This is a genomic window from Micromonospora zingiberis (assembly GCF_004331455.1).
GTDB classification, from domain to species: domain Bacteria; phylum Actinomycetota; class Actinomycetes; order Mycobacteriales; family Micromonosporaceae; genus Micromonospora; species Micromonospora zingiberis.
This window is the reverse complement of record NZ_SJJR01000002.1, coordinates 101,278-121,701: the sequence shown is the minus strand read 5'-3', so window position 1 is coordinate 121,701 and position 20,424 is coordinate 101,278. Positions and strand designations below refer to the sequence as shown.

The 20,424-nt window shown below is 69.1% G+C and carries 18 protein-coding genes; 16 read left to right on the top strand and 2 right to left on the bottom strand.

The annotated features are described in order from the left end of the window. Window positions 1-53: 53 nt before the first annotated feature. From E0H26_RS03560 to E0H26_RS03550, 3 genes are all read left to right on the top strand, one after another. Window positions 54-2,402, top strand: coding sequence for a DEAD/DEAH box helicase (locus E0H26_RS03560; protein WP_131300764.1), 2,349 nt, complete (start codon window positions 54-56; stop codon window positions 2,400-2,402). Between the two features lie 94 nt (window positions 2,403-2,496). Beyond that, window positions 2,497-3,063: a hypothetical protein gene (locus E0H26_RS03555; protein ID WP_131300762.1), complete on the top strand. Its 567-nt coding sequence runs from the start codon at window positions 2,497-2,499 to the stop codon at window positions 3,061-3,063. 139 nt (window positions 3,064-3,202) lie between these two features. Beyond that, window positions 3,203-4,465 (top strand): ATP-binding protein, encoded by a 1,263-nt coding sequence (locus E0H26_RS03550; protein ID WP_131300760.1) that lies wholly within the window; start codon window positions 3,203-3,205, stop codon window positions 4,463-4,465. Between the two features lie 461 nt (window positions 4,466-4,926). Here the strand turns inward: E0H26_RS03550 and E0H26_RS03545 are convergent, their stop codons facing one another. Together E0H26_RS03545 and E0H26_RS03540 are read right to left on the bottom strand one after the other, a co-directional pair. Beyond that, window positions 4,927-6,690 carry an alpha/beta hydrolase-fold protein gene (locus tag E0H26_RS03545; RefSeq protein ID WP_165521752.1) on the bottom strand — a complete coding sequence of 588 codons (1,764 nt, stop codon included), beginning with the start codon at window positions 6,688-6,690 and terminating at the stop codon, window positions 4,927-4,929. 921 nt (window positions 6,691-7,611) lie between these two features. Further along, window positions 7,612-8,076, bottom strand: coding sequence for a Pycsar system effector family protein (locus E0H26_RS03540; RefSeq protein ID WP_131300756.1), 465 nt, complete (start codon window positions 8,074-8,076; stop codon window positions 7,612-7,614). Between the two features lie 304 nt (window positions 8,077-8,380). On the opposite strand from E0H26_RS03540, the gene E0H26_RS03535 reads away from it, so the two are divergent. The 13 genes from E0H26_RS03535 (at window position 8,381) to E0H26_RS03475 (ending at window position 20,390) form a co-directional block, all read left to right on the top strand. After that, entirely contained in the window at window positions 8,381-9,076 is a 696-nt protein-coding gene (locus E0H26_RS03535) for a Crp/Fnr family transcriptional regulator (RefSeq protein WP_131300754.1), read from the top strand. Between the two features lie 53 nt (window positions 9,077-9,129). Further along, window positions 9,130-9,858 carry a Crp/Fnr family transcriptional regulator gene (locus E0H26_RS03530; RefSeq protein WP_131300752.1) on the top strand — a complete coding sequence of 243 codons (729 nt, stop codon included), beginning with the start codon at window positions 9,130-9,132 and terminating at the stop codon, window positions 9,856-9,858. Between the two features lie 103 nt (window positions 9,859-9,961). Next, on the top strand, window positions 9,962-10,729 hold the full coding sequence (locus E0H26_RS03525; protein WP_131300750.1) for a hypothetical protein: 768 nt from the start codon (window positions 9,962-9,964) through the stop codon (window positions 10,727-10,729). Then, window positions 10,719-12,227 (top strand): hypothetical protein, encoded by a 1,509-nt coding sequence (locus tag E0H26_RS03520; RefSeq protein WP_131300748.1) that lies wholly within the window; start codon window positions 10,719-10,721, stop codon window positions 12,225-12,227. Before E0H26_RS03525 ends, E0H26_RS03520 begins: the two co-directional genes overlap by 11 nt. Window positions 12,228-12,254: 27 nt before the next feature. After that, window positions 12,255-12,563, top strand: a complete 309-nt coding sequence (locus tag E0H26_RS03515; RefSeq protein WP_131300746.1) for a hypothetical protein — start codon at window positions 12,255-12,257, stop codon at window positions 12,561-12,563. Next, entirely contained in the window at window positions 12,560-13,693 is a 1,134-nt protein-coding gene (locus E0H26_RS03510; RefSeq protein WP_131300743.1) for a hypothetical protein, read from the top strand. Before E0H26_RS03515 ends, E0H26_RS03510 begins: the two co-directional genes overlap by 4 nt. A 21-nt stretch (window positions 13,694-13,714) precedes the next feature. Next, a complete protein-coding gene (locus E0H26_RS03505; RefSeq protein ID WP_131300741.1) occupies window positions 13,715-14,422 on the top strand; it encodes a vWA domain-containing protein in 708 nt (235 codons plus the stop codon). Between the two features lie 2 nt (window positions 14,423-14,424). Continuing rightward, window positions 14,425-15,699: a protein phosphatase 2C domain-containing protein gene (locus tag E0H26_RS03500; protein WP_131300739.1), complete on the top strand. Its 1,275-nt coding sequence runs from the start codon at window positions 14,425-14,427 to the stop codon at window positions 15,697-15,699. Continuing rightward, window positions 15,696-16,688 carry a protein kinase family protein gene (locus E0H26_RS03495; RefSeq protein ID WP_131300737.1) on the top strand — a complete coding sequence of 331 codons (993 nt, stop codon included), beginning with the start codon at window positions 15,696-15,698 and terminating at the stop codon, window positions 16,686-16,688. The genes E0H26_RS03500 and E0H26_RS03495 overlap by 4 nt, the downstream gene beginning before the upstream one ends. Next, complete coding sequence (locus E0H26_RS03490) at window positions 16,642-17,364, top strand: protein DA1 (RefSeq protein WP_131300735.1); 723 nt, start codon at window positions 16,642-16,644, stop codon at window positions 17,362-17,364. The genes E0H26_RS03495 and E0H26_RS03490 overlap by 47 nt, the downstream gene beginning before the upstream one ends. Further along, a complete protein-coding gene (locus E0H26_RS03485) occupies window positions 17,361-17,939 on the top strand; it encodes a hypothetical protein (RefSeq protein WP_131300732.1) in 579 nt (192 codons plus the stop codon). The genes E0H26_RS03490 and E0H26_RS03485 overlap by 4 nt, the downstream gene beginning before the upstream one ends. A gap of 65 nt (window positions 17,940-18,004) precedes the next feature. Beyond that, window positions 18,005-19,144: a serine/threonine-protein kinase gene (locus tag E0H26_RS03480; protein WP_131300730.1), complete on the top strand. Its 1,140-nt coding sequence runs from the start codon at window positions 18,005-18,007 to the stop codon at window positions 19,142-19,144. Beyond that, window positions 19,134-20,390 (top strand): DUF4407 domain-containing protein, encoded by a 1,257-nt coding sequence (locus E0H26_RS03475; protein WP_131300728.1) that lies wholly within the window; start codon window positions 19,134-19,136, stop codon window positions 20,388-20,390. Before E0H26_RS03480 ends, E0H26_RS03475 begins: the two co-directional genes overlap by 11 nt. Window positions 20,391-20,424 lie beyond the last annotated feature (34 nt).

The following is a 20,424-nucleotide window of genomic DNA, read 5'->3' as shown; positions in this document are numbered from 1 at the left end:
GATATCGGACCGCTGTCGGGGTGCTCGGAGCCCGATGCGCGAGGATGGTCGGCATGGGTTCGGTGGCCGAGTTCGTCGATCTTCGGCGGGAGGTGGAGCGGTTACGGGCGGAGAACACCCGGCTGGCACGTCTGCTGGAGCTGCGCGGCCAGGACACGACTGCGGCACCGGAGCAGTTGTCCGCGCCGGTTGAGCCGCCAGGGCTGGTCACCATGGCTTCGCCGACTCGGGACAAGCTGGCGTTGTTCGCCGACCGGTTCCGGGCCCGGACCGACGTGTACGCCGTGCGGTGGGAGAACACCCGTACCGGCGCTGCCGGTTGGATGCCCGCGATCGCCGGAGGCTGGCGTAAGGGTATGGACCGGCGGGATGCCACCTACCTGCCCCGCACGACGGAGGTCGTCGCCGCGCATCTCGTCGGCGACGTGTTCATGGGCCTGTACCCGCTGATGCCCGGCAACACCTGCCACTTCATCGTGGCCGACTTCGACGGGCCGACGGCGATGCTCGACGCCCTCGCCTACGTGAAGGCAGCACGCGCCAGCGCGGTGCCGGCTGCATTGGAGATCTCCCAGTCAGGCCGCGGCGCCCACGTGTGGGTCTTCTTCACCGGCGCTGTTCCCGCGGCCACCGGCCGGGCCGTCGGCACCGTGCTTCTCCGTGAGGCGATGGTGCTGCGCGGGTCGATGGATCTGCGGTCGTACGACCGGCTGTTCCCCAACCAGGACGTGCTGCCTGACGGCGGCTTCGGCAACCTCATCGCCGCACCGCTACAGGGCCGTCGTCGCAAGGACGGACTGACCACCTTCCTCGACCTCGGCACGCTCGAGCCGTACGCGGACCAGTGGGCGTTCCTGTCGACGCTGGACCGGCTCAGCGCCGGCGACGCCGAACACATCGCCCGGCAGGCCAAGCAAGCCGTCACCGGTGCCGACATCGCCACGATGAGCCGGTCCGCCGCAACCCAGGTCAATCCTCCGCTACCTCCGGTGGTCCACGCTGAGGCCGGCGCCGGGCTGAGCATCGACGCCAGACAGCTCACCCCCGCCGCACTGGCGACGTTCAAACACGCCGCCGCCATGGCCAACCCGAAGTTCTACGAACTGCAGCGACTACGCAAGTCCACCTGGGACACCCCACGCTTCATCCAGGGCTACGACCTCACCCTCGATGACCGCCTGGTCCTCCCGCGGGGCCTGCGGCACACCATCACCACGATCGTCGAACGCGCCGGGTCACGGCTGGCCGTCACGGACGCACGAAACTCCGGGACCGAGATCGACACCGCGTTCACCGCCGAACTCACCAGCAAGCAAGCCACCGCGGTCGGCGCGCTTCTCGCCCACGACGACGGGATCCTGGTCGCCCCACCCGGCTCCGGCAAGACCGTCATGGCCTGCGCCGTGATCGCCGAACGCAACACCCCCACCCTCGTCCTCGTCGACCGCAAAGCCCTCGCCGACCAGTGGCGCACCCGCATCCAACAGTTCCTCGGCATCAAGCCCGGCCAACTCGGCGGCGGACGACGCAAGCTCACCGGCACGGTGGACATCGCGCTGCTGCCCTCCCTCGCGCGGCGCGACGACGTCGCCACCCTGACCCAGGGGTACGGGCACGTCATCGTCGACGAATGCCACCACCTCGGCGCCGCCGCGTACGAGCACTCGGTAAAACGGATCGCCGCGCAGTTCTGGCTCGGCCTCACCGCCACACCCACCCGACGCGACGGCCTCGGCCAACTCGTCACCTGGCAACTCGGACCCGTCCGACACACCCTGACCGACGAGCAACAAGGCACTCTCGCGGCGGCGATGCACCCCGACGCCGGACCCCGTCGAACGCTGTTCATCCACGAGACCACATTCCAGCCCGGCGACATCGACCTGGACGTGCCCGGCGCGCTCGCCGAGGTGCACCGGCGACTGGCCCTCGACGAGCCCCGCAACACCCAGATCGCCGATGATGTCGCCGTAGCCCTGACCCGCGGCCGCAACTGTCTCGTCCTGACCCGACGGGTCGCCCAGGTCGAGGCGCTCACCGCTCTGCTCGCCGCACGCGGACACCAGCCGCTCGTGCTCCAAGGCGCGATGAGCACCCGCGAACGGCGGACCATCGTTGACCGGCTCGACGGCGCCAAGGCCGGCGACGGCCTGCTTGTCATCGGCACCACACCGTTCATCGGTGAAGGCTTCGACGCCCCCGCCCTCGACACCCTCTTCCTCGCCGCCCCGATCTCCTTCGATGGCCTACTCGTCCAGTGCGCCGGCCGCGTCATCCGCGCCGCGCCCGGCAAGGACCTCGCCGAGGTCCACGACTACCACGACCCGGCCACCCCCATCCTCGCCGCCTCACTCCCACGCCGCATGCCCGGATACCGGGGCCTCGGCTTCACCAGAACATGAGTGCATCCCATCGCGATCACCATGGCTGGTCCCGCCGGTTACAGGGATATGACAAAGCCAAGCGTGCTTGGCCTAGCGTAGTAGGCTGACGGCCATGGGTCGGTTCTCCGAGGATGAGTTGCAGGCGGTTGTCTCCAGGTACGAGGCGACGCGGGCGGCTGCGTTGACCGAGCGGGATGACCAGCTGCGGGCGTTTCATGCGGCCGGCTGGCGGCCGGTGGATCTGCAGCGGGCCACCGGATACAGCCGAGAGACCATCCGTCAGGCGCTCCGACCGGAAGTCCGACGGGCGACCAACATCAGCCGGCGCAGGACATCACCCCAGCCGCCGCCGGACTACCGACCCTACGGCGACCGGAAGCCCTACATAGTGGCCGAAACCCTCGCCGCGCTGCACGGCCCGACCGAAGGCACGGTGACACTCCCGCGTCACCTCGACTGGTCCGGGCACCCCGAGTACGACCTGAACCGGACCGCACGCCTGGCCAGCATGTACAAGGTGGTGCTCACCGAAGCCAGTACCGTCGAGGATCTGCACACCTGGCTCGACGCCGACCTCCTCCGGAGGCTCTGGCCCACCCTCTGGCTGCCACCCCAGCTCCGCCAGCGCTGGGAAAAAGCCTTTCCCGAACTCGCCGCCACCCGCAACAACGCGGCATGACGGTGGACCCCTTTCACGAACGCCCCGGCCGGGTGGCCCGCAAATCGAACATCAAATGGCCGCGTATCGAACATACCTGGTGCCGCAAATCGAAACCTAAGGCCCTCGCAAATCGAAACGCGCCCGCTATCATGACGCCGTGCCCACCTCGCACCTGATCCCCCGCCACGCCGCCGCGCAGGTCAACGCTGCCCTGGCCGACACCCGCGTCGTCTTGATCAACGGAGCACGCCAAGCAGGCAAGAGCACCCTGGTCCGCCTCGTTGCCGGCGATCGTCTAGCCGAACGCCGCGATCTCGATCGGGCCCAGGACCGGGCGGCGGCGATCGCCGATCCCGTTGGGTTCGTGGACTCCTCCGAACTCCTGGTCATCGACGAGATCCAGCGTGCTCCGGAACTCCTGTTGGCCATCAAGGCTGCCGTCGACGAGGATCCCCGTCCTGGCCGGTACCTGCTCACCGGCTCATCTCGCCTCTTCGGCATGGTGGCTGCCCCGGACGCGCTGCCAGGCCGGATGGAAACCGTCGAACTCTGGCCGTTCTCCCAGGGCGAACTCGACGCAGCGCCGGATGGATTCGTCGACGCCATCTTCGCGCGCGGCCCGGACCTGCGACACGAGTCGGACGTGTCCCGCGCCGACTACGCGGCCAGAATCGTGCGCGGCGGCCTACCCGAGGCGACCACCCGCACCGACCCACGCCGCCGCCAACGGTTCCTCGACGCCTACGTCCAGGCGCTCGTCGACCGCGATGTGCGGCAACTGTCCGACATCCAGCACAAGGGCGAGCTACGCAAGCTGGTACGACTCCTCGCGGCCAGATCCGCGACCATCATCGCCGCCAATTCCCTCGAATCCGACCTCGGGCTCAGCCGGCCGACGATCGCCCGCTACCTCCAGGCACTGGAAGAGATCTTTCTGGTCAAACGGATCCCCGGCTGGTCCCGCAACCTGGGCAGCCGGGCAACCGCCGCGCCAAAACTGATCTTCGTCGACTCGGGCATCGCCGCCAACGAGATCGCGACTGACGCCCGGGCACTGCTCCGGCCGGGCGCACCGTTCGGCCCGTTGCTCGAATCATTCGTCCTGTCCGAGCTGTCCCGCCAGCTCACCTGGTCCGACCAGTTCGTCGACCTGTCCCACTACCGGGACCAGAGCAGGTACGAAGTCGACGCGGTGCTCGAGAATCGAGCTGGTCAGGTGGTCGGGATCGAAGTCAAAGCAGCCACCACCGTCGGACCCGACGACTTCCGCGGACTACGCCGACTTGCCGAGCGCCTCGGCGACGACTTCATCACCGGCGTCGTCCTCTACACCGGAACCTCCACGCTGCCGTTCGGCGACCGACTCCGCGCAATGCCGGTCAGCGCACTGTGGCAGGTTTCCGCCTCGACAGCAGACTGACCTCCCCCGCAGTTCACTCCACGGCCGGTCAGGGCCACCGAAGCGGGTCAGAACCCGAGGACCGAAGGGCGTGGTGTGCTGATCGTCAACAATCGATCGCAGCAAGGCCGAGAAGCGACCGGCACGCACCGACAAAAAGAGGAAGCCGCAGGTCATCGGCCTACGGACAGCGGCGGAGCGTCGGGTTAGGAAACCGATGCTCTATCCCCTGAGCTACGAGGGCGCGAGTGGCCAGTCTAGCGACCGAGGGCTTCACCCGGGGTAGCAGGGAGTGGCCCACCTTCACCCACGTCACCCCGCACCGCTGTTCTCCCAGCCCACGCCAGCTGGTACACCGGCATCCCCGGTTTCCGGTCGGCGGCCGGCAGAGACGGCGCTACACCAGCACCTGCGTCCGGCGCCCGAATGGCCGGTGATGGTGGACCGACGACGGGAGGTCGTCGGCCCACCATGCTTACTGGCTACCGAACCCGCAGGTGCTGGTGTACTGCGGTGTCCGGGGTGTAGGTCGAGTCACCGGAGTAGGCGACGTGGACCGGGTAGCCGCCGGCCGGCAGTCCGGTGGTCGGCAGGGTGACGACGGCCGCGCCGTCGGTCAGCGGAACCACCTGCGTGGTGCCGCCGAAGGTGACGGCGATCTCGCCGGTCACCGTCGGGGCCTTCTTGTGCTGGTGCTGTGCCCGTACGTCGACGTTCAGGGTGAAGGTGCCACCACGGACGACCGACGCGGGTGCGGCCTTCGCCTTGACGACGACTCGTGCGGTGCCAGGGGCGGTCAGGGTGACCTGGGCTGAGGCTGCCTTGGTCGGGTCGACCACCGACGTTGCCACGACGGTGAGCGCCGAGGCGGTCTCGTTGGCGGCCACCGAGAGGAGACCGTCCGCGGAGATGGTCGTGCCCGCCGAGTTGGCGCCCTCGACCGACCAGGTCACCGCCCCGCTGACGCCTTCGTTCGTGGTGACGTTGGCGGTGAACTGCTTGACCCAGTTCCAGCCCTTCGTCAGGTTCTCCGTCGCGGGCGTGACCGACACGGAGTCGACTCCGGACCACAGGTAGTCCCTGGCGAAGATCGTGAACAGCTGGCTCGCCGTCATTCCGTCGTGCGCGCCGGGGACCTGGGTCGTCTCGGCGGTGTAGCCGCGCGCCCGGAAGTTGTTCGCGATGGTGTTCTGCGCGTTGAGGTTGCCTTCGAAGACACCGTTGCCGAGGAACACGAAGAGGTCGTCGTTTCCGACCGCGGTGGCGACGTTGTCGTAGTCCTGGGTCGAGAGCGCCGGGTTGCCGGAGAAGTGTCCGTAGAAGGCGAAGGTGGTCGGGTAGCCCCGGATGACGTGGGCACCCGTCATGCCGCCGTACGAGAATCCGGCGTAGGCGCGCCCGTCCCGCTCGGTCGAGACGTTGTAGTTCTCCTCGATGAGGGGAAGGATCGTCTGGACCAGGTTGTTGGCGGCGTTGGTCTGGTTGTACGAGGCGAAGCCGAGGCTGGTGCCGGTGAAGTGGTTGCCCATGGTGACCACCACGGTCGGCTCGATCTCACCCTTGGCCGTCATGTTGTCCAGGATGTTCGGGACATTGGCCGGGACCATGAAGTCGGTCTCGTCACCGAAAATGCCGTGGGCAAGGTACGCGACCTTGTAGGGCTCTGCGCGGTTGGCGTCGTAGTTGGCCGGCAGGTAGACGCCGAGGTAATGGCCGCCGTCGCCCAGAATCGTGGTGTACGGGATGTACTTGACGGTGCCCCGCTTCGCGGGGTCCGTGATCGGCAGTTCGTATTCCGCCCGCTCCTTGAGCACCGGGTCGTTCTGCTTTTCGGCGTACGGCACGTACACGGCGTCGAGGACGTCGTTGTTCCTCACCCGGAACGAGGACTGGCCCGGGGGGCGGGGGTTCGTCGAGGCGGGGTCCCAGATGCGCTTGTTCACCCAGCCCTGCGTCGGGTCCCAGACCCGGTACCAGTAGCTGAGGCCGCCGGCGTGCAGCGGGAGCGAGACCGACCAGTTTCCGTTCGAATCCCTGGTCATGTCCCTGAGGAACTCGGTACCGCCAGCGTGGTACCGACCCGTCTGCCACGCCTCCGGCTGATACCGCGTGGTGCCGGTGAAGACATCGAGTAGCGTCAGGTCGCCGGCAAGTCGGACCTGCGTGGCGTTGGGATTGCGGTAGACGAATTCAACGGTGTATCCGGTCGGCGAGCCCTGGTCCGCCTTGACGGTCGCGCCTTCCACGGTCGCGGCTTCGTTTGCGACGGCAGCTGGCGCGGCGACGATTCCGACCGCACTGAGTGACATGAACGCGAGCAACGAGACCGCACGCCTGAGCCTGCGCCTTCCGATCGCCTTCCTCATTTGGGCATTCTCCTTTGTAGTCTCTTCTCGTGGCCTTATTCGCATTTGTTTCGGAAAACGGCAACTGAGGGCCCGCTGTTCACCTCCGGCCGAGCCCGGGTGGCGTCTGGCTGAATTCATCGATTCCTGGTTCGGCTCGGTGCCGCAGGAGCCACCGGAGGGTGGCGGCGCCCTCGCGCGTCGGCGCTGCCGCCGGGTGCTCGTCCGGCTCGCCGAACGTCGGGGGTGGGTACTACGGGGATGTGCTGGGTGCCGGCGGCCGACAGGCGATGTCTGCGGGACGAGACGCGGTGGGGTGGTTGGACATGAGGAGCCTCCTCCTGGGCCACCGGGCTTGCCCGCTGACGACTCGCTCCGGCACGCTTTCGATCTGGTGCTCTGCTAAATCGAATTAGCATGGGTAGTGTCGCTGGGCACGTCTTCCGATGTCAAGGGTGTTGCAAGGCTGTTGCGGTTTGGGGTTGCTCCTGGTCACGCGACGATGAGGGCGCACGGTCGACCGTCGGCACCGGCGCTGTCGAGTGGGACCGCAGCGGCGCGAAAGCGCTGATTCGTTCGATTTCGCGGCGATCTGCACCTCGGCGAGCCCGTACGTCGGCGGCAGTTGGGCCTGGCAGCGCACCCCGCCATTACATTTCGCCAATTTCGCCCTATAGGCACCTGGCGACGCCGTTCGGAGAACATGGTGATAGGCGCCAATTGTCGTGGTGATGCCGCAGGTAGCGGTGCGTTCTCACCGCCGCCAGCCTGAGCGCCCACCGGGCCAACGCCGGCCGCAGCCCGGCCGCCGAGCCTTGCCCGTCAGGCCAGCGCCAGCAGCATGGCCGCGGTCGCCAACGCGACGGCGGCGAATCCGACCCGGACGAGTTGGTACTTGCGCATCGCGGTACGGCTGGTCCAGGCCAACTCGGCCAGGAGCCCTTGGACGTACGTCGAGGCGGTTTTCGACAGCGCGGCGGACAACCGGCGCAGGTTGCCGGCCAACCGGCTGACGTCGCCGAAGTAGACGACGCTCTCGGTGCGGGCGGAGCTCAGCCACGGGAAGGCCGCGGCACCGAAGGACCCGGCGGCCGCGCACCACAGCGCCCAGCCCAGCCACCAACTCAGTTGGCCCGACCAATGGAGGCTCGCCGGTCGCCAGAGGCCGTCGGTCAGGGGTGCGGTCCAGAGGACGGCAAGCGCCGCCACGACGGCCAGGCCCTGCAACGCCTTGCTGTCGGCTCGGCGTAGCTCCTCCCGCGACTGGGCCAGGAGGGCCTCTGCCACCCGCACCACGTCATCCAGGCCATCGGCGTCGACGGTGTCGGGCGTTGCCGCCCCTCGATCCGCATCACCAGGACCGCAGGCCGCTCCGCTGTTTCGCACCATACGGCTCACGTTGGCAGGCGAAGGATGCGACGACGATGTCGATGTCGTGTGATCGAGTGCGTCAAATGGCTATTCGCGGGTGGGTAGAAGCGGTGCGACCGGCGGTCACCCGGCCGATTCGTACGGACCTTGTGGACGAACGATGGCCAATCTGTCGTGCCCTACGGTGAGAGGCCGACATCACCGATCGCGCGGGAGCGTCATGCCGAAGATCGCGCCACATCCGGATTCGTTTCTGGCGGCCCTGGAGCCCGACGTACGCCGTGCCTTTCTGGAGCTTGGCGCCCGTCGGGTCTATCGACCGCGCAGCATCCTGTTCCACCAGGGAGATCCTTCTCGGCACGTCATCCTGCTGCTGGAGGGATGGGTCAAGGTCACTTCGACGTCGCGGACCGGAGAGGAGGCGCTGCTCGCGCTCCGGGGGCCGGGTGATGTGTTGGGCGAGTTGGCCGCGATCGATGGTGCGAACCGGTCGGCCTCAGCTCAGGTGTTGCTGGAGGTATCAGCAGTGGTTATTGACGACGAGCGCTTTGTCAGATCATTGACACAATATCCGCAGGTGGCGCTTTCCCTGCTTCGTCACATATCTCGCAACCTGCGGGAGTCCGATCGCCACCGCCTGGAGTACGTCTCGACGAGCAGCTCGGCTCGGATCGCGGCGCGGGTGCTCGAACTGGCCGCCCGGCACGGTGTCGACACACCCGACGGGTTGGTCATCGACTTGCCGTTGTCCCAACGGGAGCTGGCCACCGCCGCCGCGACCTCCCGGGAGATGGCCGCCCGTACGCTGCGCGCACTGCGGGAACGGGACGTCCTGCGGACCAGTCGACAGCGAATCGTCGTCGTTCGACCCGAGGTGCTGCGGTCGCTGTGCCGCTCTGTGTCAACGGACACGTAGCGGCTGTGATCGACGAACACGTGCGTTCTCGGTCCCGGATTCAGGCTGGCCGCATGGGCGCGACAGGCCACGAGGCCAGACCTGACACCCGCCGGCTCGCCGCCGAGACGAGCGGCGGCCCACGTACGCCGGCACGCCAGTTGCCGGCACGGCCATCGACCGACCGCGACCGCATCCCCCGGGCCTGGCAGGTCCTGCGTACGGCGGGCAGATACCGGCTGCTGGCGGTCGGTTCGGCCACGCCGTTTCCGGACCTCCAACCGGAGGCCATCACGCTGGTCGTGGAGGGTGCGGTCAAGCTGGTCGGGCTGGCCGAGAACGGCACCACCGCGACGCTGGCGGTCAGGTCCGCCGGAAGCATCGTGAGTCATTTCGGTGACCGGGCGGCCGTCCGGCTGTCCATGGTCGCCGTGTTGCCCTCGGCCGTGGTGACCGTGTCCGGTCCCCGGGTGTCGGCCACCCTGCGGGACCATTCCTGGCTCGTCGCACCCCTGCTGGAGGTGATCGGCGGCGGCGCCGTGGAGTCGGACCACCGGCTCCTCGACCATGTCGCCTACGACGTGCCGGAGCGGATACGCCGTGCCCTGCTCCGCCTGGCGGGCCTGTTTCCCAGCGACGCCGGGCCGGTGGTCGTACCCGTGTCCCAACAGGACCTGGCCGATCTCGCGGGGGTGTCCCGGGAGGCGACGGCACGCGAGTTACGCCGTTTGCGTGAATCGGGAGCCGTTCGCACGGGTCGCTCGCGGATTGTGGTCGATCGAGCTGACCTGATCGCCGACTGAACTCTGACCGATTCGCCGGACCAGTTCTCTTCTGTGTCTCCGTACACAGAGCTCCGCCGGAATCCCCACTAAGAGTGAATGGCACGCGATCGCGGGAGATGTCATGAGCTTTCAACCCTTCCACCACACCATCGTGGCCACCGACGTCGTCGGCTCCAGTGCCCGCCACGATCAGCTCCAGCTGAAGATGCGCGACGACCTGCGCGGAGTTCTCGAACGGACGCTTCGCCGGCAGGACCTGGATCTGGCGGAGTTGGCTCCGACGGACCTGGGCGACGGCTTCCGCCTGCACGCACCGGCGGCAGTGTCGCCACTGGCCATGGTCAGCCCCTTCGTCGACAACCTGGTCACCGAGTTACGGGTCCATCGGCAGTCCGCCAACGAACGCTCGCGGTTGCGCCTTCGGGTCGCCATCCACATGGGGCTTCTGAATCGCGAGCCACATGGCGGTTGGGCGGGCATCGTGCTCAGCGAGTGTGCCCGGCTGCTCGACGCGCCCGCAGCGCGCGACCTGATCGCCGATGCGCCCGACGCGGACCTGGTTCTGGTCGTCTCCGACGCGGTTTTCGATGCCGTGGTCCGGCAGGGCTACGGGCCGGCGCCGGAGCAGTTCCGGCGCATCCCGGTGACGGTGAAGGAGAGCAACTTCTCCGCCTGGGCGTACCTGCCGGCGCCTTGGGTGGCCGCGGCTGCGGACAGCTCGGCGGTGCGTCGTACCGTCGCCGCCAACGGCCCGACGGCGCCCGCCGACACCGCCGGGATGCCGTCCGCCGGGTCGGGTGTCGTCCTCGGTTCCGCACACGCCGTGATCGGACCCACCGGCGGCACCTGGTTCACCGCGGGCCGAAGGGCTGCCGGCGATGGCGTCTGACCCTGCCGGGTCCCCGGGGGGTACGGCGGACGCGGTCGACAGGTACCTGTGCTCGTACGCCCATCTGTCGCCCTCCTTCGCCCGGTACGTGGTCAACGAACTGACCGCCCCCGGTCTGCGATCCGTGGGGCCGGCCTTCGGCGTCGACCTGATCGCGCTGGTGCGCCATGCCAGTACCGCCTACCGGCGCAGCCTGTTGATGCGTTGTCTGCTCGCCGCCAACCTGGTGCTCCTGGTCCTGGCCGTCATGCTCCTGCTGACCGTCGATCCGCTGTGGTTCGGTCAGGCGGTCGGTGTCCTGATGACGGCCGCCGTCTGCGTCGGGCTGGTGCTGCCGTACGGCATCGTGCTGACCACCATGATCGTGGCGCATCGGTCGGCGCAACGCGTCAACGGTGCCGGCGGGCAGCTACGCGACCTTGCCAGCCCGGCCGATCCCGCCGTCGAGCGACGCCTCGCCGAGGTCATGGAGAGCAATGTCGTGGTGTTCCGCGGCGGATGGCCGTTCGACGGCTGCGGGCTGCCGCTGGGCAGTTGGAGCATCGACGTGGACGCGACAAAGGCGGCCACCGACCCGGCGGGAAATCCCCGGCAGGTCGAACCCTTCGACGCGGTGGATCTGCATCGCGAGCTGACCCGGGCGGTCCGCGCCGCAGGCATTGCGGACCTGCGGGTGCACAATCGGCTCTTCGTCGGTGGCACCGGCGTGGCGGCGGTTCCGACGCTGCTTCCGGACCCGTTCGACCGGCCCGCGTCCCGGGTCGATCCGAAGGCCCTGCGCCTCGGCATTGCCAAGCCTCGACCGGACGCCCGGACCTACCTCTGCATCGAGAAGTTCTCGTGGCGTGGCGAGTTGGTCGTGAGCCTCTTCGTCCGGGTCGGGCTGGCGGCGGGGGACCTCTTCGTGGAGGGCCACGCGTTCGTGCTGCTTCCGATTCGGGCCGAGATGTGCGCGCTGGACCGGCTCGCCCGCAACACCCACGAGGTCATCTGGTACGCCCTGCGTGACACCGGCCGTTCGGCATGGCGGCTGCTGGTGCGCAGCCCGCTCGAACTGCTTCACATCGGGCTGCTGGATCTGGGCAGGTCACGCACGCTCGCCGCCGATCGGCGCCGGGTCCGGCGGGCCCAGGCCCTCGATCGTGGTGCGGCCACCAACATCCGCGATCTGGCGGCCGACCGCGAGCGGATCTTCCTGTTCGCCTACGCGGACGAGGAGATGACCCTCAACGCACTACGCCGCCGGGTCCTCACCGGGATCGAACGCTTCCTCGATCAGCACGGCGTCGACACGACCCAGTTCAACCAGGACAGATCAAAGATCAACAACACCAACTACAACATTCAGACCGCCCTCGCCAACACCATGGCCATCGGCACCAACGCGCAGGCCACGGCCCCCGTGGGCCCCACGGGTCAGCCGGCGTTGGCCTCGACCTCACCCACGACACCGCCCACCGGGCCCGGCCTCACGCTGCCCTGGGCGGGCACCCCCTGACCCCCTCGAACCGACCGGAGGCGACGAGTGAGCACCTACAACGTCGGGCAGGCGAACGCGAATGCCCTGGCAATAGGCGACCACGCACAGGCGACCAACGGCAGCACCGGGCCCGACCCGCTCGACCAGCTCGCGGCGGCGGTCCGCGACAACCGGGCCCGCCTCGGCGACCCCGAGCAGGTTGACCGCGCGCTGCGGCAGCTACGGCAGCTCGTCGCCGAGGACGCGGACCCGGACGACCTCCAGCCGCTGCTGGGGGTGATCGTCAGCAACGCCCAGCAGGCACCGGCGGTGCTGGCCGCCGCAGCCGGGCTGCGCCGAACAGGATCGGCATGACGCCCCCGCCCGCCGCCCCGGCCCAGATGGGCAAACGGGTCGCTGCCGCCCGCCGCCAGCTCATCCAACTGACCGAGGGCGTACCGCTGTCGAACCGCCTCACCCTGTCCGACGGTGTCGGGTTGCTCCAGTTGGCGCTGGACCGGCTCACCGAGGCACCGGACGCCCTGCTGGACACGCCGGCCGTCGCCACCCGCGTCAACGTGCTGTTCGACCAGGTGGAGCTCTGCTGGGCGCGGACCGGGGGCGCCGGGGACAGCCAGCGGCTGGCACTCCTCGCGACGCTCAACCGCGATATCCGGGACGCCGGCCGCACCGTTGACGATCTTCTGCGCCTGGTCGACCCCGACGGCGATGCCCGCAGCCGCCGATTCCGGTTGCTGACCGAGGTCCAGCAGCAGGCGCTTGGCCACGTGGCCGACCAGGTCGACGCCCAGTTGGGCAGGCTTGAGGAGTCGCTGCGGCGGCACCGCAGCAACGACGAACACCGGGGCGTGCTGCTGGCGGAGCAACTCCGTGGCCTGGATCAGCGCGTGGCCGAACTGCTGTATCGGGAGCGCCGGGCCTACCAGACCGAGTTCTCGCTCCTCACCAGGCTGCGGGAGGAGGCCCGGCTGCTCTGCGCCGACCTGCGGGTGCGCCGTACGGAGTTCTGGACCGACGACGGGACCCGCAGCCGCGAGCGCCGGCAGGCCGACCGTTGGCGCCACGTGGGGCTGGGCTTCGGCGCGCTCGGGTTGGTCGTGCTCGTCGTCGGCGCGCTCGCACACCGGAACAACCCGCAGTGGCCGATCCTGATCGCCTCCATCGGCATCACCACCACCGCCACCTATCTGATGGCGCTCTGCCTCCGGGAGTCGGCCGGGCACCGCGCCCATGAACGGCAGATCGGCGCGGACCAGCACCATCTCGCCAAGATCACGCTGGTGCTCAGTGAGATCGGTGCCGACAAGCGCCCTGACCTGGTGGAGCAGCTCCTGCGGCGACTCATCGACGGCGACGGGCGACCGGGATCGGACGGGGCTCCACTCGCGATGGAGCAGCACAACGTCGTCGCCCTGCTCGCCCAGATGCTCACCGCCCTCGCCGGCAACCGCTCCGGTGGCGCCGGAACCGACCCTCGAACCTGAGTCAGGAAACGGAGTTCGACAATGTCCGAACAGGGAATCCTTCTCCCCTTCTACCTGGTCATCGACGTCTCCTGGTCGATGAAGGGAGACAAACTCGACGCGGCCCGGGAGATTTTCCCGGCCGTCGTGAACGCGCTCACGAAGAACCCGATCCTCAACGACAAGGTCCGCTTGGGCATGCTCGACTTCGCCGACGACGCGGAGTTGCGGGTGCCGCTCTGCGACGTGTCGCGGCTGACCACTCTGCCGAGCCTGGACCTGCGTGGCGGCACCAATTACGGCGCCGCGTTCCGGATGCTGCGCCAGCAGTTGGAGACCGACGTTGCACAACTGCGCAGCGACGGATACCGCGTGCACCGTCCGGCGGTCTTCTTCATCAGTGACGGTGAGCCCCTCGACGACTGGCAGAGCGACTTCGCTGCGCTCACCGAGTACGACCGGGAGACGAATGCCGGTTTCCGGTGGTACCCGGTGCTCGTCCCCTGCGGCGTCGACACCGCCGATCGGGACATCCTGCGAAAGCTGGCATACCCCCCAAGCAAGAGCAAGCTCTACATGATGAAGACCGGCAAAGATGCCGCAGAAGCCATTCGGGCGATGACCGAGGTGCTGATCTCCTCGGTGCTGGCCTCCGGGCAGAGCATCGCCCAGGGTGGTTCCGGTCTGATTCTGCCCGGGCCGGGGGATGTGCCGCCGAGCCTGGACGTCGAAGATGACTGGCTGGACTGAGCATGGAGCAGCCGTCCAGCGCCGAACCGTACGCCCCGCCACCGCTTCCGACCGCTCCGGAGAGCCGAAACATCGGCCAGCGATCCGACCGGTCGGCCTTCACCTGGTCTGATCATCCCGATGACCAGCGCGGGCAGGGCCCGGACGACGAGGCGGACATCGATCCCGATCCGTATCTCGGTCGACAGTCCAGCATGGACGGCGACCTGCTGCCCGAGGCAAGGGGGACGGCGATCCCGCCCAAGCCGCGGCCGGCGGGCCGCCACCGGCTCCGGTCCGCGCAGGAGAACGAGGTGGACCCCCTAGGTTCAGCCCAGAACGGGATGGGGGACCCCGGCGAGGACCCGACCGATCCGCCGACCGGCGTGGCGGTCGACGGGCCACAGCCAGTCCGACCTTGGGAGATCGGTAACCCCGGCGACTCGTTCACCCAGATCCAACCACTGTTCGGCCGGACGCTCGACGCCCCGGACACCGTCCTCGACGGCGGCCAGCTAGGCCCTCTCTCGGTGTACGCGGCCAGCGTGCGTGGGCTCTCCCACCGCCAGAAGGGTGGCCCACGACAGGATGCCTACGCGGTCAGCACCTCTGCGGATGAGCGGTGGCTGGTGGTCACCGTCGCGGACGGACTCTCCTCCGCCCAGCACTCCCACCGGGCGGCCCAGTTGGTCGCTCGCCACGCCACCCATCAGGCCGCCCGGCTGCTGCACGACCGGACAACCCCACTTACTCGGACCGAGTGGTACGACCTGTTTCAGCAGTTGTCGCGAAGGATCCTGTCAACGGGCGAGCAGCGGCTGAAGCTCCCCCGACACGAGGTGCCCGCGGCGATGGCCACGACCGTGACGATCCTGGTGTGTCCCACCGAGGCGGAAAACGGCCAGCGGCAGGTCCAGGTCGCGTGGCTGGGTGATTCGCCCGCCTGGGTCATCGAGGCGGACCGGACCTGGAACTGCCTCACCGAGGTCAAGGGCGCCGGGCAGGAGGTCGCCTCCTCGAAAACCGTGGCCCTACCGCAACTGCCCGACGATCCGGCGAACCTTCCCGTGCGTACGCAGTGGGTGTCCGTCCACGCGGTCATGCTGGCGATGAGCGACGGGGTGGGCGACCCACTGGGCGACGGCACCGGAGATGTCGGCACGGCTCTCGCCCGGGCCTGGTCCGGCGTACCGGCGTCCGCCCTGGACTTCGCGCTTCAGGTGGGGTTCGGGCGGAAAAGCTACGACGACGACCGTACGGTGGTGGGGGTCTGGGATCCGGCGGGGATCGAGCCGTGACCGAGCAGCCCAAACCTGTCTCCGTCGACGACCTCGGCGTGCGGGACCGGCTCAACGCCGGCGCCAACGGCACGATCTACCTGCTGCGCGATTACCAACTGCCGGCCACACCGGGACCGCTGGTGTTCAAGGAGTACAAACTCCGATCGATGTCGGTCTCCCTGGCCGGTCTGCAACATCTGGTGGCCGTGCGGGTCGGGATGGCACCGCAGCGCCGGGCCGCCTTCGACGACCTGGCCGTCTGGCCGCTCCGGGTGGTGGTCGACGGCGACGGCGCCCCCGCCGGGGTGCTCATGCGCCTGATCTCCGACGACTTCATGCAGACCATCGCGTTGCCCTTCGGCCCCCCGGAACGCATACCCCGGGAGGTCCAACATCTGATCTTCGATCCGGCCACCGCCCGCCGGAGCGAGATCGACGTGCCCGCAGACGGCGATGTCCGGTCCCGCATCGCCGTCTGCGCCCAACTCGCGTACGCGATATCGCTGATGCACGGTGCGGACCTGGTCTATGGCGACCTGTCCGCCCGGAACATCCTCTACCGGCTGCACCCCACCCCGTCGGTGCTGCTGGTGGACTGCGACGCGGCTCGGGTACGCGGCAGCGCCGCAGTCAACAAGCAGCAGGACTCCCCCGACTGGGATCCGCCGGAACGGGTGCGGGGCTCGTCCCAGTTGACCGACCGCTACAAGCTGGCCCTGTTCATCCTTCGTTGCCTCACGCCGGGCCGCAGGTCGTCGGTGAACCGCGACTGGTCCATCGCCACGCCGGTGCTCGGATCGGCCGGCGCCCGGCTACTGCGGGCGGCGCTCGACGGACCGCCGAAGGACCGCCCGAAGGCCCGGGACTGGCTGTTCCACCTCCGCGAACGACTCGGCGCTCCACTGGTACCACCCGCCAGGCCAGCGCTTCCACTCCCGGCCCGGAAGGTGGTGGGAACCGATGGCTGGCGACGGGACACCGACGGCACGTGGATCCGGGTACGTTGACCGTGCCCGCTCCTGCCGACTGTGTGGGCTGCGGCTGGGCACCAGTTGGTGGGAGAACCACCTCGGTGACCGGTTCTGTCTCGCCCACCGCGACAGCCCAGCGTGCCTGCTCTGCGCGGCGCCGATGCGCAACTCGGCCACGGGTCGCTACTGCGACGCCTGCGCGGCCACCGCGATCTGCTCGACCGCCGACCTTCGCGCCTACCTGCCCACGGTGCGCGCCGGCCTGCACCGCATGGGCGTCCGCCTCCGGACACCGATCCGGGTGCGGATCGGCACGCCGGCCGAACTGGACAGCGCGGAAGGCGCAACGGCAGGAACCACTTTCGGCGTCACGCATCTGCTCAACGGCGCGGCCACCGGGATCACCGTGTGTACCGGGATGCCCCGAATGCACTTCGGGTCGACCGTCGCACACGAGAGCATGCACGTCTGGATCCGCCAACGGGACTTCCCTGAACTGCCGACGGCCGTCGAGGAAGGGCTGTGCGAGTTGACCGCCGACGAGTGGTTGCGCCGGCAGCCGGACCCCAGGGCGGCGCTGGTGCGGCAGGGAATGGCCAGCTCGCCCGATCCGGTCTACGGCGAGGGCTTCCGCGCCGCCCGGGCGGCCCTGACCGGTCGCCGGATGGGTGACCTGCTGCGCCACGTCAAGCGGTACGGGGCCCTGCCATGATCCTGCCCCCTCCGCCCCGCAGCGGTCACCAACTCGTCGTCTTCCTCATCGACGCCACCGTGCGCGACCAGTGGCCGGCCACCGCGATGGACCACGTGGTGGACATGGCGAACCGTTCCCTCGCGGCGCCCAATCACCACTTCGCCTGGGTGGTGTTCGACACGATCGCCAGGGCGCTGCACGGCTGGGCGGACACGGTCACCGGCCGGGCGGTGACCGACATCGTCCGGCAACTCTCCACGGACCCGGTCACCACGCCCTCGGCACTGGACGCCGGCCTCGCCGCCGGCTACCAGCTGAGTCGGTCCTTCCTCGACCAACGTGACGACGGGCTGCCGGCAACGGTGGACCTGCTGGCCATGATCGGCTCGGCCGGCGACTGCCGGGGCGAGAGCCACCCGGAGGTCGCCAGCGACTCCCGGATCCAGCTTGCCGTCGCCACCTGCGGCGAACCTGGACCGGCACCGGCCGACATCGACCTCACCAGGGTCGCCGGTCCGGAACTCGGGGTGGTGTGGGTGGCCGCACGGCAGCGGATGGCGGGCCGTCGCCGGCCGCACCTGGTGCTGGGGTGACCGTGGCAGGCGACGGCGCACCCCCGCGATGGCCAGGCTGGCCGATCGCGACACGGTCCACGGTGGTGTGCGCCGCCTGGGACGACGCCCACCAGGAACACGTCGTCCTGCTCGACGCGGACCGGTACGCCAACCAGCCGCGTCCGCTGCACGACCTGCTCACCGACGACCCGGCCGGGCACCTCGCCCGACCGCTGTGGGAGCGGCTCCGGCTGGCCGCGTCGATCGCCACGGCGGTTGCCGCACTCGACGAGGCGGGCATCGTGCATGGCGGCATCAACACCGCCAGCGTGCTCGTCGACCCCGGTCGACCGGCGGCGGTGCTGACCGGCGCCGCGCCCGCGACGGTTGGCCGCGCCGATGCCGACCGGAGCCAACTCCTCGACGGGCATCTCGCACCCGAGCTGTACGACCGGTTCGGCGTACACCCCGAGGTGACCGACGCGGTCACCGACCGGTGGGCCCTCGCCGTCGTCCTGCACCATGCGATCTTCGGGACACATCCGTACTGGCATCTACCGGACCTCGCACCGGCGACGCTTGAGGCGGACCGGGATGGGCCCGATCACTCGACCGAGCCGACCTATCAGGCTTACCGGGACTGGCGGCGGGCCGAGTTCGCCGCACTGCCCACCGGCCTCGCCAACCTGTTCCGGCAGGTCCTGCGTACCGGCTGGAAGGATCGCCAGGCCCGCCCCACCGCTGCGACCTGGGCCCGAGAGTTGGGACGCTGGGCCGGACCACCGCAGGTGGATCTGCTCGATGTGGATCGTACGCACGTCCTGTCGGGCGACGCCGTGACGGTGCGCTGGCGGACCCGGCACGCGCGGAGCGTGCTGGTGGCCGCGCCGGGCTTCGGCGTGGTCACCGACGACGTCGACGGATCCGTCGAACTCGTCCCGACCTCCAGCGGCCCGATCCGGCTTCGAGCCGTCGGGCCGTTCGGGTCGGCGGAGGAGGTGTCGGCCGTGATCTCGGTGCTGGCGATACCTCCCTGGTGTGGTGCCGTCCCGGTACCGCAGCTGTCGCCAGCGTCCACTCCGGCGATCACCTCCAGGCGACCGAACCTGCCGCCACTGGGCGCGCCGCCGAGCACGGCCGCGTCACCAGAGGCACCCCACGTGCCGACCGGTCGACGTCGACTGGCACCACGCCCCCTGACCACCTTCCTGTTTCCGAACCGGGGGAGACAACATGATCAGTAAGTTCTTCGTCTGGCTCGCCGCCGCCGACGCCGACATTCTCGAACAGTGCCCCAGTGAACGGCATCGCTATCAGACCACTGGCGCGGCGGTACTTGTCACCGCGTTCCTCGGCGCCGTATCCGGGACCTTCGCCTTGACCACGGCGATGGACCTGGACCTGGCCTGGGCCGTGCTCGCCGGGCTGCTCTGGGGTCTGGCGGTGCTGACCATCGACCGGATGCTCATCGCCGGGGTGACCCGTCGCCCCTCCGCCTACGCCAACCTGATCGCCGCACTGCCCCGGCTGGCCCTGGCCATGCTGATCGGCGCGGTCATTTCCACGCCGCTCGTGCTGCGGATCTTCGAGAGTGAGATCGAGACCCAACTGGAGATCAACCACCGGGTGGCACAGGAGGCGTTCAATCGGGCTCTGGCCGAGGATCCACGCTTCACCGCGATCCCCACGCTCAAGGCGCGGGTGGACGAGTTGCAGGCTGTGGTCAACGGAACCGGCGGTACCAACGTCGAGGACGATCCGACGGTCAACCGGCTCAGCCAGGAATACCAGCGACTCAGCCGCGCGTACGAGGCGGCCGACAAGGCGGTGGTGTGCGAGAAGGAAGGCAAGTGCGGCAGCGGCCGGGTCGGCGCGGGTCCGGCCTACCGGGAGAAGGTCGAGCGTCGAGGACGGTTGGCGACCGAACGCCAGCAGGCTCGGGAGCAGCTTGCGACCGCACGGACGAATGCCGAGCGGATCCGCGCCGAGGAACGCAAGAGCGCCGACACGGACCTGGAAACGGCCCGAGGTGAGCTGGATCGGATCGAACAGATCCGGCGGGACGAAGAGGACAGCTTCTCGGCCCGGCTCAGCGCGGACGACGGGCTGCTGGCCCGCATCGACGCGCTGGACGACCTGCGCGACCGCGACGCCACGCTGGGCGCCGCCTACCTGGCGCTGATCCTGCTGATCACCGCACTGGAGATGCTGCCGGTGCTGGCGAAGTTGCTGGTGTTCCTCGGCCCGGTGACCGCGTACGAGCGGATCCGCGAACTGCGGGAGACGCGTGACGTGCAGCGTTTTCGCACGGAGAACCTGATCCTGGAGGAAGAGGAGAACGCCCGGCTACGGGCCGGCGCGTCGGCGGCGACGGAGAAGGCCGAGCGCGAACTCCGCGCCCATGTCGAACTGCACGGGCTGCTCGTCGACCGGTGGCGGCGCGAACAACTGGACCAGATCGAACGCAACCCCGCCCAGTTCCTGGCCTGATCCACCCCGCAGGGACTGACCCGTGCCGCTCGCC

Bases quoted from the DNA above. Each gene is read 5' to 3' on its own strand.
- E0H26_RS03500 (WP_131300739.1), top strand. From the start codon at position 14,425: ATGGAGCAGCCGTCCAGCGCCGAACCGTACGCCCCGCCACCGCTTCCG.
- E0H26_RS03520 (WP_131300748.1), top strand. From the start codon at position 10,719: ATGGCGTCTGACCCTGCCGGGTCCCCGGGGGGTACGGCGGACGCGGTC.
- E0H26_RS03535 (WP_131300754.1), top strand. From the start codon at position 8,381: ATGCCGAAGATCGCGCCACATCCGGATTCGTTTCTGGCGGCCCTGGAG.
- E0H26_RS03560 (WP_131300764.1), top strand. From the start codon at position 54: ATGGGTTCGGTGGCCGAGTTCGTCGATCTTCGGCGGGAGGTGGAGCGG.
- E0H26_RS03510 (WP_131300743.1), top strand. From the start codon at position 12,560: ATGACGCCCCCGCCCGCCGCCCCGGCCCAGATGGGCAAACGGGTCGCT.
- E0H26_RS03485 (WP_131300732.1), top strand. From the start codon at position 17,361: ATGATCCTGCCCCCTCCGCCCCGCAGCGGTCACCAACTCGTCGTCTTC.
- E0H26_RS03525 (WP_131300750.1), top strand. From the start codon at position 9,962: ATGAGCTTTCAACCCTTCCACCACACCATCGTGGCCACCGACGTCGTC.
- E0H26_RS03505 (WP_131300741.1), top strand. From the start codon at position 13,715: ATGTCCGAACAGGGAATCCTTCTCCCCTTCTACCTGGTCATCGACGTC.
- E0H26_RS03530 (WP_131300752.1), top strand. From the start codon at position 9,130: ATGGGCGCGACAGGCCACGAGGCCAGACCTGACACCCGCCGGCTCGCC.
- E0H26_RS03490 (WP_131300735.1), top strand. From the start codon at position 16,642: ATGGCTGGCGACGGGACACCGACGGCACGTGGATCCGGGTACGTTGAC.
- E0H26_RS03475 (WP_131300728.1), top strand. From the start codon at position 19,134: ATGATCAGTAAGTTCTTCGTCTGGCTCGCCGCCGCCGACGCCGACATT.
- E0H26_RS03555 (WP_131300762.1), top strand. From the start codon at position 2,497: ATGGGTCGGTTCTCCGAGGATGAGTTGCAGGCGGTTGTCTCCAGGTAC.